This window comes from Leifsonia sp. NPDC080035 (assembly GCF_040050925.1).
In the GTDB taxonomy this organism is placed as follows: Bacteria; Actinomycetota; Actinomycetes; order Actinomycetales; family Microbacteriaceae; genus Leifsonia.
In genome coordinates, this window is sequence record NZ_CP157390.1 from 3,391,027 (window position 1) to 3,403,813 (window position 12,787).

Consider the following 12,787-nt stretch of genomic DNA (forward strand, 5'->3'; position numbering starts at 1 on the left):
CAATCCGCCCGGAGGTCTCCGTGGACAGCGGTTTCCCGGGCATAGTGTCTGGTCATGGTCGACCGAACGCACGATCCCGAAATCGCGCGCCACGGGAAGCTCGCACCACGCAGCGCTGCACGCTCCGCGCTCCGCCTGGTGGGCATCGCCGTCTGCGTCCTCGTGCTCTCCGCTGCCGGTGTCGCCGCCTACGGCGTGTGGGACGTCGCGCGGTCCGTGAAGCCCGGCGTCACCCTGAGCAAGCTCGGCGGCGGGACGCAGAAGGACATCCCCGACGTCGGCGCGCTGAAGGGCGGTGTGAACCTGGTGCTGGTCGGCACCGACAGCCGCGAGGGCCTCGGCGGTCCGTACGACAACCCGGCGGATCAGGCGGAGGGCGGTGCCGGCCACAACGACGTCACGATGCTGCTGCACATCGCCGCCGACCACCGAAGCGCCGCCGTGGTCAGCTTCCCCCGGGACATGATGACGGAGCTGCCGGACTGCTCCGATCCCGCAAGCGGTTCCGGGCATTTCGCGCAGTTCAACACGGCGCTCTCCGACGGTGGGCTCTCCTGCGTGGTGCTCGCCGTGTCCAAGCTGACCGGCCTCGACATCCCGTTCGGTGCGGTCGTGAACTTCGCCGGTGTCACCGCGCTGTCGGACGCGGTCGGCGGGGTCACCGTGTGCCTGGCGTCGCCGATGCGCGACAACCGGACGCATCCCGCGCTGGATCTGTCCGCCGGGGAGCACACCCTGGTCGGCGCGGAGGCGCAGTCGTTCCTGCGGTCGCGGCACGGCGTCGGCGACGCGAGCGACCTCTCCCGGATCAGCAGCCAGCAGGTGTTCCTCTCGGCCCTCGCCCGCAAGATCGTGAACGGCGGGGTTCTGGGCGACCCGGTGAAGCTCTACGCGCTCGCGAAGGCCGCGGTGGCCAACATCACGCCGTCCGACACCCTGCGCAACCCGACCACCCTGGTGCAGATCGCGTTGGCGGTGAAGAACACGGGGCTGGAGAACATGGTGTTCCTGCAGTACCCGGTGGTGGACGATCCCGACGACCCGAACCGGGTCGTCCCCGACGAGGCCGCCGCCGCCGCGGTCGGTGCCGCGCTGGTCGCCGACCGGCCGCTGAGACTGAGCGGCGCTCCCGGTCGCGCGGCGGAGCCGCAGCAGGGCAGCACGCCCGCGCCGGGCACGAGTGCACCGGGCACGGGCGCGCCGGCGACGACCGGGCCGACGCCGGGAACCCCTGCGCCCGGTTCCGCCTCGTCATCCCCGTCGGCACCGTCGACGCCGGGCAGCGACGGAACGCTGCCGGACACCGTCACCGGCCAGACGGCCGCCCAGCAGACCTGTGCGAAGGGCCGCGTCGAGGACTAGGCGGGCGCAAGGCGGGTCACGGCACCGGGGCGACCGCGAGGAAGTGCCAGCCGATCCACCACCAGAACAGCAGGATGGTCACCCGGGCCGCCCGGTCGGTCATCACCCGGTCGAGCAGCGTCCCGAGCGGAGCCCTGCGCAGCGGGCGCCGTCGCGACTGCACCACGAGCACGACGATCAGGACGCCGCAGAGGACGAAGCCGGCGATCGTCACGGCCCTCACCGCGCCCACCCCCTCCGCACCAGCGCGTAGCCGCCGAGGAGCCAGCACGCCACCAGGACCGCGCGCGCGGGCGGCCAGGCGACGAGCGGGTCGGTCAGGTCGGAGAGGGCGGGGAAGTCGGTGATGCCGCCCGGAGTCCCGCGGCCGAGGAAGAACGTGCCCACCTCCCACAGGCAGCCAGCCGCGATGAGCACGGACCAGGCGATCGCGGCCCGGCGCAGCGCAGCGCGGTCGGTGTCCGCGGCAGGTCCTGGGCGGTTCGCCCAGGCGACCGGGAGCAGCAGCACGCCCAGTCCGACGACGATCGCGGTGTCCGCTCCGCTGTACAGCGGCGTGACGGCCAGCGTGAGCGACGCGACAGCGATGAGGACGCCGGCGGCGACCCGCCTGCGCACGGTGTCCCTGTCCGCGCGCAGGCGCAACGGGATGCGCAGCCAGCCGAGCCCGTCGAGCGCCAGCACGACCGCGCCCGCGGCATAGATGACGCCGTCGACGGGCGCGCCACGGACGAAGTGGAAGACGCTGGTCAGCAGCAGGACGCCGATCCAGCCGACCCGGGTGAGCACGTCCGCCCGCACCCGGCGCGGGCGGGAGGAGGGGACGGGGCGTGGCACCTGCGACACGAGGTCACCCTACGCCGGTGCCCCCGGCTTGCGCGCGGCCATGCCGGGGACGTTGAATGAGTCCATGGCCCGGGACAGAATGACATCGCTGCAGTTCCGGGTCCTCCTCGTCGCGATCCTCGCGAGCTTCGTCGCCTTCCTCGACGGCGCGGTCATCAACGTCGCCCTTCCGGCCATCGACAAGGAGCTCGGCGGCGGCCTTCCGCTGCAGCAGTGGGTGGTGGACGCCTACCTCGTCACGCTCGGCTCGCTCATCCTGATCGCGGGCTCGCTCTCGGACGTGTTCGGGCGCAAGCGCGTGCTGTACGCGGGCCTGATCGGCTTCCTCGTCACATCGCTGCTGTGCGCCTTCGCGCCGAACGGCCCGTTCCTCGTGGTCTCGCGCGCCCTCCAGGGCGTCGCGGGCGCCCTGCTCGTGCCGAGTTCGCTCGCCATCATCATCTCGACGTTCGAGGGCGCGGCCCAGGCGAAGGCGATCGGCCGGTGGACGGCGTGGACGGGCATCGCGATGATCGCCGGCCCCGTGATCGGCGGCATCTTCGTCGACACCCTGTCCTGGCGGTGGGTGTTCGTCATCAACGTGATCCCGATCGCCGTGACGCTCATCCTGATGCTGACGCTCGGGCAGAGCGACAGCGGCAGCGGAGGGCGCGTGGACATCCTCGGCGCCGTCCTCGGCTCCATCGGCCTCGCCGGCACCGTGTTCGCGCTCATCGAGCAGGGCGCGTACGGCTGGGGGAGCCCGCGGGTGTGGATCCCGTTCCTGGTCGGCGTGGTCTCCCTCATCGGCTTCTTCGTCGCCGAGACCCGCGTGAAACAGCCGATGCTGCCGATGGGGCTGTTCCGCGTCCACAACTTCTGGGTCGGTAACCTCGCGACCGCGTTCGTGTACGGCGCGCTGTCGTTCGGGCCGCTGATGGTGACGCTGTACCTGCAGCAGGTGGTCGGTTTCTCCGCGACGGTGGCCGGCTTCGTCTTCATCCCCTCGACCATCTGCATGCTGCTGCTCTCCGGCTTCTTCGGCGGGCTGGCGGGCAAGTACGGACCGCGGTTCTTCATGGGAGTCGGACCCATCGTCGCGTCCGCCGGCTTCCTCTGGATGCTGCTGCTCGGCACCCACGTCGACTACTGGTTCAACCTCCTCCCCGGCGTCCTGCTGTTCGGTGTCGGGCTGTCGATGACGGTCGCACCGCTGACCAGCGCGATCCTCGGCTCCATCCACCCCGGGCAGGCGGGGATCGGCTCGGCCGTCAACAACGCCGTCTCCCGCATCGCGGGGCTGATCACCGTCGCGATGGCGGGCATCATCATCGGTCAGCAGCTGGACACCGACGGGATGCACAGGGCGATGCTCGCGACGGCGGGCCTGCTGATCGTTGGCGGTGTGGTGTCGGCGATCGGCATCCGCAACCACGAGCCTGCGGCGGAGCCCATTCAGACTGTGATGGACTGACCGGCCAGCGCCAGCATCGCGACGTCGACGATCGCGCAGGTCATGATCAGCTGCATGAGCAGCCGGGTGGGGCTGCGCCGCAGCACCAGGGCGATCCCTGCGATCGCGGCGGCGAGCCCGATGACGAGGCCGGCGACCAGGAGCGGCCGCACGGGGAATCCGGGGCCGAGGGCCACCAGTCCGGTCGCCACCGCGAGGCAGCAGAAGGCGAGAATGCCGCTGCTGCGTGCACCGAGCCGGTGCGGCATCCCACGGATGCCGGTGCGGGCGTCGTCGGCCAGGTCGGGCAGCACGTTGGTGATGTGCGCGGCGACCCCGAGCAGTGCGCCCGCGGAGAGCACCCACGGGGCAGGCCAGGCCGGCTCGGCCTGGCCGAGCGTCGCGATCGCCGGCAGGATGCCGAAGCTGACCGCGAAGGGGACGAACGAGACCGCCGTGCGCTTCAGCCCGAGGTTGTAGGCCCAGCCGCCCGCGATCGCGAGGGCGTGCGCGGCCAGAGCGGCCCAGCCGAGCGGTGCGGTCACGAGCACGGCCGCGGCGAGCGCGACGAACGCGGACGCGCGCACCACGGTCACCGGGATGTCTCCGCGGGCGGCGGGCTTGTCGGCTCGGTTGACCGAGCGGTCGCGCGCTGCATCCAGCCAGTCGTTCGACCAGCCGATGGAGAGCTGGCCGAGCAGGATCGCGAACGCCAGGAGCGCGAGGCGCGCCGGAGGGTAGCCGAGGCCGACGCCGAGGCCGGCGGCGACGACCGTGACGACGAGCGTGGGGCCCGGGTGACTGGCGAGCAGCAGGGAGACGGGCTTGTTCGCCATGGCGTCATCGTAGGCCGGGATGGGCGGCTTGCAAAGGGCTTGCGCTCTCCTGCAAGGAATTGCGTACACTGTGGGCATGTCGAAACGTCTCGCGGAGGTCGCGCGCAAGGTCGGGGTCAGCGAGGCGACGGTGAGCCGCGTGCTGAACGACAAGCCGGGGGTCTCGGACGCGACGAGGCAGGCGGTGCTGACCGCGCTGGATGTGCTCGGCTACGAGCGGCCGAGCAAGTTGCGCGGAGAGCGCGCTCGCCTGGTCGGGCTCGTCCTTCCCGAGCTGCAGAACCCGATCTTCCCGGCGTTCGCCGAGATCATCGGCGGCGCGCTCGCGCAGAACGGCTACACGCCCGTGCTGTGCATGCAGACGGCGGGTGGCATCTCCGAGGCCGACTACGTCGAGCTCCTCCTGCAGCAGCAGGTCTCCGGGGTCGTCTTCGTCGGGGGCGCGTACGCACAGCAGGACGCGTCGCACGAGCACTATGCCCGGCTGGCCGACCTGCACCTGCCGACGGTGCTGGTGAACGCGCCCGTTGACGCGCTGCACTTCGCCACGGTCTCCTGCGACGACTCGGTCGCCACGGCCCAGGCGCTCACCCACCTGCGCTCGCTCGGGCACGAGCGGATCGGGATGCTGCTCGGGCCGCGCGACCACGTGCCCTCGCAGCGGAAGCTCGCCGCGGCTCGGCGCATCCTGGCAGGCTGGGGCGGGGAGCTGGACGAGAGCCTCGTGGTGAACTCGCTCTACTCGCTCGAGGCCGGGCAGGCCGCGGCGACGCGGCTGCTCGCGGCGGGGGTGACGGCGATCGTGTGCGCCAGCGACCCGATGGCGCTCGGCGCGATACGGGCCGTCCGCCGTGCCGGCCTTTCGGTGCCGGGCGATGTCTCGATCGTCGGCTACGACGACTCCGCGCTGATGAACTGCACGGAGCCGCCGCTGACGACCATCCGGCAGCCGATCGAGCCGATGGGCCGCACGGTGATCGAGCTGCTGCTGCGGCAGATCTCGAGCGACTCAGCAATCAGGGACGAGCTCTTCTTCGAGCCGGAACTCGTGGTGCGCGGCTCGACGGGACCGGCGAGAGTCCCGGCCGCGTAGCGCAATTCAGCGCAAATGTACGCAAACCAATTGCGTATTGTTTAGTTCTTGCGTCATTCTGTCGCGATAGCTACATTCGGTGAGCAACGCCGACCCCGCCCGGGGTCGCATCCAGCGAAGGGCTCACCGTGGACCTCTCCGTGCTGGCCGGCGAGAACGCCGCGCCCGTAGCGACCGTGCCCGCACCGGCCGACGACGCCCAGTGGTGGCGCAGCGCGGTCATCTACCAGATCTACCCGCGCAGCTTCGCGGACGGCAACGGCGACGGAGTGGGCGACCTCGCCGGTGTCCGCCAGCACCTCGGCTACCTGCGCGACCTCGGGGTCGACGCGATCTGGTTCACGCCCTGGTACGCATCGCCGCTCGCCGACGGCGGCTACGACGTGGCCGACTACCGCGAGATCAACCCGGCGTTCGGCAGGCTCGCCGAGGCCGAGGCGCTCATCCGGGAGGCGCTCGCGCTCGGCATCCGCACGATTATCGACGTCGTGCCGAACCACGTCTCGGACCAGCACCCGTGGTTCCAGGCGGCGCTGGCCGCCGGTCCCGGCGCACCGGAGCGCGACCGGTTCTGGTTCCGTCCCGGACGCGGGCCGGCGGGCGACGAGATGCCGACCGGCTGGCCATCCAACTTCTCGGGCGACACCTGGACCAGGACCACGAACCCGGACGGGACGCCGGGGGAGTGGTATCTGCACCTGTTCAGCCCGCAGCAGCCCGACCTGAACTGGGACCACCCGGACGTGCGGGCGGAGCACGAGGACATCCTCCGGTTCTGGCTCGACCGCGGCGTCGCGGGCGTCCGCATCGACTCGGCCGCGCTGCTGGTCAAGGACCCGGCGCTGCCGGAGGTGCCGGTTGCTCCCGGCCCCGGCGAGCATCCCAACCAGGACAGGGACGAGCTGCACGACATCTACCGGTCCTGGCGCCGGCTCGCCGACTCCTACCCAGGCACCCGGGTGCTGGTCGGGGAGATCTGGCTGCCGGACATCGACCGGTTCGCGAAGTACCTGCGCCCGGACGAGCTGCACACGGCGTTCAATTTCGACTTCCTGGCCCGGCCGTGGGATGCGGACGAGCTGCGCGCCTCCATCGACCAGACTCTCGCCGCGCACGCGCCGGTCGGGGCCCCGAGCACCTGGGTGCTGTCCAACCACGACGTGACGCGCCCGGTGACCAGGTACGGACGCGAGGACAGCTCGTTCGCCTTCGCGAAGAAGCGACGCGGCACACCGACCGACCTGGCCCTCGGCACCCGCCGGGCCAGGGCGGCGGCTCTGCTGACCGTGGCGCTGCCCGGTTCGCTCTACCTCTACCAGGGAGACGAGCTCGGTCTGCCCGAGGTCGAGGACCTGCCCGCCGACCGCATCGAGGACCCCATGCACTTCCGCTCCGGCGGCGTCGACCCCGGGAGGGACGGCTGCCGGGTCCCGCTGCCGTGGCGGGGGCTCTCGTCCCCGTTCGGGTTCAGCCCCGCCGGCGCGTCGGCCGAACCGTGGCTCCCGCAGCCCGCCTCGTGGGCGGCGCTGACCGTCCAGGCGCAGCAGAGCGATCCGTCGTCGATGCTCTGGCTCTACAAGCAGGCGCTGCGCCTCCGGCGAGCGGAGCCCGGCCTCGGCGACGGCCCGCTGACCTGGCGGGAGGCGCCGGCGGGCGTGCTCGTCTTCGACCGCGGCGAGCGCTTCGTGAACGTCACCAACCTGTCGGACGCCCCGGTCGCGCTGCCGGAGCACACCGCGATTCTGCTCAGCAGCAGTCCCCTCGTCGACGGGATGCTGCCCACCGACTCCACGGCGTGGCTCAGAACACAGCACTAGCCGCCGGAGAACCTCACCACTCAATGAAAGGAACGTCACCGACAATGAAGTCAGCACGCACCATCGCGGCGGTGGCCGCGGTCACGATCGCCGGAGCGGGGCTCCTGGCCGGATGCTCGTCGTCCGGCTCGGACTCCGGCGACGGCAAGGTCCACATCACGGTCGCCAGCCTCATCCCCGGCAGCGACAAGGCCGCGTTCAAGGCTTTCGACGACCGCGTCAAGGAGTTCGAGAAGGCGAACCCCGACATCGTCGTGAAGTCCGAGGAGTACCAGTGGACGGGCCCGACCTTCGCGACGCAGCTCGCGGGCGGCACCCTTCCCGACGTCTTCAACGTCCCCTTCACCGACTCCCAGTCGCTCTTGCAGGCCGGCCAGCTCGCCGACATCACCGCCGAGGTGAAGAAGCTGCCGTACGCCGACACGTTCAACGAGAACGTCCTCGCGGTCGCCAAGCAGGGCGACAAGATCTTCGGCATCCCCTACGGCCCGTACGCGATGGGGCTCTCCTACAACCGCGAGATCTTCCAGAAGGCCGGGCTCGACCCCGACAAGCCGCTGACGACCTGGGACGAGGTCCGCGCGGCAGCGAAGACCATCTCCCAGAAGGTGCCGGGCGTCGCGGGCTACATGCAGATGACGCAGGGCAACACCGGCGGCTGGGAGCTGACCACCACGGTGTACGCGCGCGGCGGCCGGATGGAGACGGTCGACGGCGGCACGACGAAGGTCACCACGAACAACCCGGTCACCAAGGACGCGCTGCAGTGGCTGCACGACCTCCGCTGGGAGGACAACTCGGTCGGCAGCAACTTCCTGCTCGACTGGAGCGGGATCAACCAGGCCTTCGGCGCCGGCCAGGTGGCCATGTACCCGTCCGGCTCCGACGTGCTGACCTCGCTCGTGCAGCAGAACGCGGTCGACCCGAAGAACTACGGGCTGACGATGCTGCCGATCGACAGCAGCAACAAGGACGCCGGGGTGCTCGGCGGCGGCAACGTCGCGGCGGTCAGCCCGAAGTCGTCGCAGGAGCAGAAGGAGGCCGCCGTGAAGTGGATCGACTTCTACTACATGCAGAAGCTGCTCAACCAGGACCAGGCCGTCGCCGACGCCAAGGTGCTGGTGAAGTCCGGTCAGCCGGTCGGCGTGCCGACCCTGCCGGTGTTCGACAAGGCTACCTACGACCAGAACATGGAGTGGATCAAGGACGAGATCAACGTGCCGCAGCAGAACGTGGCACCGTTCACCGACACGATCTTCGACGCGAATCTGGTTCCCGAGCCGAACAAGCACACCCAGGAGCTGTACGGCGCGCTCGACGCGGTCGTCCAGGCGGTGCTGACGGACAAGAACGCGGACGTCGACCAGCTGCTCAGCAAGGTCGACAGCGACATCCAGAAGCTCGTCGACGCCGACAAGTAGCCACTCGCACGTAGCCACTCGCCGGCGGGATGCGCCGCACCGCGCATCCCGCCGGCACCCGCACAGAAGGACCTGCGCAATGACAGCGATCGACCGACCACGCGGCCCGCGGCCGGCCGCACGGGAACGCCCGAGGCGGACCCCGCTCACCTGGATCCGGGGAGGTGGGCTCACGACCCTGCTGTTCCTGGTGCCGATGCTCGTGATCTTCGGCGTCTTCTCCTGGTGGCCCATCGTCCGCAGCGTCGTGATGAGCTTCCAGCACACCAACCTCGTCTCGGCTCCCACGTGGGTCGGCTGGGACAACTTCGTGCAGGTGGTGAACGATCCGCTGTTCTGGACGGCGGTCGGCAACACCGCCTGGTTCGCCTTCCTCGCGCTGATCCTCGGCTACCCGATCCCGCTGATCGCGGCCGTCCTGATGAGCGAGGTCAAGCGGGCGAAGGGCCTGTACAGCGCGCTCGCGTACCTGCCGGTCGTCGTGCCTCCGGTCGTGGCGGTGCTGCTCTGGAAGTTCTTCTACGACGCGAGGCCTACGGGCGTCTTCAACACGATCCTCGGGTGGGTGGGCATCCCGCCGCAGCCGTGGATCCAGGATGCGACGCAGGCGATGCCCTCGCTCGTGGTCGAGGCGACCTGGGCGGCGGCCGGCGGCACCATCATCATCTACCTGGCCGCGATCACCGGGGTCGCCCCGGAGCTGTACGACGCGGCGGAGGTGGACGGCGCAGGGATCTGGCGCAAGATCTGGCATGTGACGCTGCCGCAGCTGCGCAGCGTGCTGCTGATCACGCTGATCCTGCAGATCATCGGGACGGCGCAGGTGTTCCTCGAGCCGTTCCTCTTCACCGGGGGTGGACCGGTGAACTCGACGGTGACGATCCTGCTGCTGATCTACCGCTATGCGTTCCAGAACTCGCTCGGCGGCGACTACGGCGCCGCCACCGCGCTCAGCCTGATGCTCGCGGCCTTCCTCGCCGTTCTCTCCCTCGTCTACTTCCGCCTCACCAAGTCCTGGAGCCAGAATTGACCACCTCGACCCAGACCCCGCCCGAGGTGCGCCGCGTCCTCACCGACGTCGCCGACGAGCAGTTGACCGGCGGCGACGGGCCGGGCGGTCCCGGCGATCGTCGCCGCCGGCGACGCAGGAGCGCGCAGGACGACGGCGACCGCGGCATCCTCTCGATCTCCGACCGTCGCCGCCCCGGGGTCCGCGTCTCCAGCCGGGTGATCAACGCGCTGCTCCTCGTGGTGCTCCTGATCGTCGGGCTCGGACCGCTGCTGTGGCTCGCGAAGTCGGCGATCACCCCGACCGCGGACACGCTGAAGACCCCGATGGCGCTCTGGCCGAACGGCGTCGACTGGGCGAACCTGTCGACGGCGTGGTCGACGGTGCACATCGACGTGCAGTTCATGAACACGATCTGGGTGGCCGTCGGCTCGTGGGCGATGCAGGTCATCGTCGCCACGACGGGGGGATACGCGTTGAGCGTGCTCCGGCCGAAGTACGGCAAGGTGCTCTACGGGCTGATCCTCTGCACGCTGTTCGTGCCGTCGGTGGTGCTGCTGGTGCCGCTGTACCTGACCATCCTGAACCCGCCGCTGCTCGGGCAGTCGCTGATCAACACGTTCTGGGCGGTGTGGCTGCCGGCCGGAGCGAGCGCCTTCAACCTGGTGCTGGTGAAGCGGTTCTTCGACAACCTGCCGCGCGAGGTGTTCGAGGCCGCGCGGACGGACGGTGCCGGTCCGTTCCGGCTGTTCGTCTCGATCGTGCTGCCGATGTCGAAGCCCATCCTGGGGGTGGTCTCGGTGTTCGCGATCATCGCCGCCTGGAAGGACTACCTCTGGCCGCTGCTCGTGCTGCGCGACCCGGGCATCCAGCCGCTGTCGGTGCGGCTGCCGACCCTGCAGGCGGCGATCCAGCTTGACGTGTACCTGGCCGCGCTGGCGATCTCGACGCTCATCCCGATCGTGCTGTTCCTGGTGTTCCAGGGGCTGTTCCTGCGCAGCGCCGGCCTTGGAGGAGCCGTCAAGGGCTGAGGGCTACCATCGCTGGATGCGACGTTCCCGGTGGTTCACGGCGGCGGTCGCCGTGACCCTGGCCGCCGCGCTCGGGGGGTGCGCGGCGGGCGCCGCCGCTCCGCGACCCTCCGGGTCCGTGGACGATCCGGCGGGCGCCCGCGCGGCGAGCGCGTCGCCGTCGCCGACGCCGACGGCCACCGCCACCGCCACGCCGGATCCGGTGGCCGCCTACGCGGACGCGCGGCTTGCGAACATGACGCTGCGCCAGAAGGTCGCGAGCCTGTTCATCCTCCACGGCCCGGGGACGGACGGCGCCGCGCTGCGCGCCTTCGCCGACCGCTACGGGCTCGGCGGACTGATCCTGATGGGCGACAACATCCCGGCGACCCCCGCGGCTCTCGCGGCGCAGACCGCGGCGGCGAACGCCTCCGAGCCGTCCCTGCCGCTCCTGATCGGCACCGACGAGGAGGGCGGGGACGTGACCCGGCTGCCGTGGGACGGGCTGCCCGGGGCGTCGGAGCTGCGCGGACAGCCGCCACGGGCGACGCAGGACGTGTTCGCCCGGCGGGCGGCCCTGCTGAAGCAGGCCGGGGTGAACGTGAACTTCGGGACGGTCGCCGATGTGACCGCCGATCCGTCGTCCTTCATCTACGACCGGGTGCTCGGGACCGATCCCGGGTCGGCGGCCGCCCGTGTCGCCGCCTCCGTGACCGGGGAGCGGGGGAGCGTGCTCAGCACGATCAAGCACTTCCCCGGGCACGGCGAGACCGAGGCCGATTCACACCGGACGGTTCCGACCGCCGCGGTGGACAGGGCGCGCTGGGCGGCGCAGGACGCCCCGCCGTTCCGGGCGGGGGTGCGCGCGGGCGCCGAGCTTGTCATGTTCGGCCACCTCGTCTATGGAGGAGTGGATGCGCGGCCCGCGTCGCTCTCGCCCGCCTGGCACCGCATCCTCGCCGACGAGCTCGGCTTCCACGGGGTGACCGTCACCGACGACATGCGGATGCTGCAGGACACCGGGCTGCCGGAGTACCGGGACGCCGGCGCGAACGCGGTGCAGGCGCTGGCAGCCGGGAACACGATGATCCTGATGGTGCAGGGTGCGGGCACGGACCCTGGCGCGATGATCGACGCGGTCGTCGCCGCGGTGGGCCAGGGCCGCATCCCGGCCTCGACGATCGACGCGGACGCCAGGAAGGTGCTTCAGCTGCGCCGCTCGCTCGCCCCTCAGGGGTGACGCGTCAACTTTTTTTCCGGATTCCGGAATAGTGGGCGGATCGATGCGCTTGCATACACTTCGACGGCTTGTCGCAACAGACCAGATCCAAGGAGACCCACCGAATGACGATCGACATCCCCGGTTACAAGGCCGGCACCTGGACCATCGACCCCACCCACAGCGAGGTCGGCTTCAGCATCCGCCACCTGATGATCAGCAAGGTGAAGGGCGTGTTCGAGAACTTCGACGCCAGCTTCGTCACCGCCGAGAACCCGCTGGAGTCCACCGTCAGCGCGAAGGCGCACGTCGCCTCCATCAACACCAAGAACGCCGACCGCGACGCGCACCTGCGCACCGGCGACTTCTTCCTCGCCGAGGAGTTCCCGACCATCGACTTCGTCTCCACCGGCGTGCGCCACGAGGACGGCGAGTTCCTGGTGGACGGCGACCTGACGATCAAGGGCGTCACCAAGCCGGTCACGTTCGAGTTCGACTTCGGCGGCTTCGGTCAGGACCCGTACGGCAACTACAAGGCCGGCGCGACCGCGAAGACCAAGATCAACCGCGAGGACTTCGGCCTCACCTACAACGCGGCGCTCGAGACCGGCGGCATGCTGCTCGGCGACGACGTGACCATCACGCTCGAGCTGCAGGCGGTCCTGCAGCAGGCCTGATCCACCGGATCCATCGGATCCACCGGATCCACCCGATCCCTCGAAGGGCACGTCGTTGTCGCTTC

Annotated in this window: 12 protein-coding genes; 9 read left to right on the plus strand and 3 right to left on the minus strand. The window is 70.4% G+C overall.

The window, feature by feature from the left end:
* Positions 1-54 precede the first annotated feature (54 nt).
* Positions 55-1,362, plus strand: coding sequence for an LCP family protein (locus AAME72_RS16465; protein ID WP_348787615.1), 1,308 nt, complete (start codon positions 55-57; stop codon positions 1,360-1,362).
* A 16-nt stretch (positions 1,363-1,378) separates the two neighbouring features.
* On the opposite strand, the gene AAME72_RS16470 is transcribed toward AAME72_RS16465, so the two are convergent.
* Together AAME72_RS16470 and AAME72_RS16475 are read right to left on the minus strand one after the other, a co-directional pair.
* Complete coding sequence (locus tag AAME72_RS16470) at positions 1,379-1,585, minus strand: DUF6186 family protein (protein ID WP_348787616.1); 207 nt, start codon at positions 1,583-1,585, stop codon at positions 1,379-1,381.
* Positions 1,582-2,208, minus strand: coding sequence for a hypothetical protein (locus AAME72_RS16475; RefSeq protein ID WP_348787617.1), 627 nt, complete (start codon positions 2,206-2,208; stop codon positions 1,582-1,584). The genes AAME72_RS16470 and AAME72_RS16475 overlap by 4 nt, the downstream gene beginning before the upstream one ends.
* 64 nt (positions 2,209-2,272) lie before the next feature.
* On the opposite strand from AAME72_RS16475, the gene AAME72_RS16480 reads away from it, so the two are divergent.
* Complete coding sequence (locus AAME72_RS16480; RefSeq protein ID WP_348787618.1) at positions 2,273-3,661, plus strand: MFS transporter; 1,389 nt, start codon at positions 2,273-2,275, stop codon at positions 3,659-3,661.
* Here the strand turns inward: AAME72_RS16480 and AAME72_RS16485 are convergent.
* Positions 3,643-4,476, minus strand: coding sequence for a UbiA family prenyltransferase (locus AAME72_RS16485; protein ID WP_348787619.1), 834 nt, complete (start codon positions 4,474-4,476; stop codon positions 3,643-3,645). The two genes, AAME72_RS16480 and AAME72_RS16485, sit on opposite strands and share 19 nt — an antisense overlap.
* A gap of 76 nt (positions 4,477-4,552) precedes the next feature.
* Between AAME72_RS16485 and AAME72_RS16490 the strand changes: the two genes are divergently transcribed.
* The 7 genes from AAME72_RS16490 (at position 4,553) to AAME72_RS16520 (ending at position 12,722) form a co-directional block, all read left to right on the plus strand.
* Positions 4,553-5,569 carry a LacI family DNA-binding transcriptional regulator gene (locus AAME72_RS16490; RefSeq protein ID WP_348787620.1) on the plus strand — a complete coding sequence of 339 codons (1,017 nt, stop codon included), beginning with the start codon at positions 4,553-4,555 and terminating at the stop codon, positions 5,567-5,569.
* A gap of 143 nt (positions 5,570-5,712) precedes the next feature.
* On the plus strand, positions 5,713-7,386 hold the full coding sequence (locus AAME72_RS16495; RefSeq protein ID WP_348790162.1) for an alpha-amylase family glycosyl hydrolase: 1,674 nt from the start codon (positions 5,713-5,715) through the stop codon (positions 7,384-7,386).
* A gap of 44 nt (positions 7,387-7,430) precedes the next feature.
* Positions 7,431-8,807 carry an extracellular solute-binding protein gene (locus AAME72_RS16500; protein ID WP_348787621.1) on the plus strand — a complete coding sequence of 459 codons (1,377 nt, stop codon included), beginning with the start codon at positions 7,431-7,433 and terminating at the stop codon, positions 8,805-8,807.
* Between the two features lie 79 nt (positions 8,808-8,886).
* Positions 8,887-9,837 (plus strand): sugar ABC transporter permease, encoded by a 951-nt coding sequence (locus AAME72_RS16505; protein ID WP_348787622.1) that lies wholly within the window; start codon positions 8,887-8,889, stop codon positions 9,835-9,837.
* A gap of 62 nt (positions 9,838-9,899) precedes the next feature.
* Entirely contained in the window at positions 9,900-10,847 is a 948-nt protein-coding gene (locus AAME72_RS16510; protein ID WP_348790163.1) for a carbohydrate ABC transporter permease, read from the plus strand.
* Positions 10,848-10,863: 16 nt separating this feature from the next.
* Positions 10,864-12,066 carry a glycoside hydrolase family 3 N-terminal domain-containing protein gene (locus AAME72_RS16515; protein WP_348787623.1) on the plus strand — a complete coding sequence of 401 codons (1,203 nt, stop codon included), beginning with the start codon at positions 10,864-10,866 and terminating at the stop codon, positions 12,064-12,066.
* Between the two features lie 104 nt (positions 12,067-12,170).
* Positions 12,171-12,722 carry a YceI family protein gene (locus AAME72_RS16520; protein ID WP_348787624.1) on the plus strand — a complete coding sequence of 184 codons (552 nt, stop codon included), beginning with the start codon at positions 12,171-12,173 and terminating at the stop codon, positions 12,720-12,722.
* The last annotated feature ends 65 nt before the right edge of the window (positions 12,723-12,787 follow it).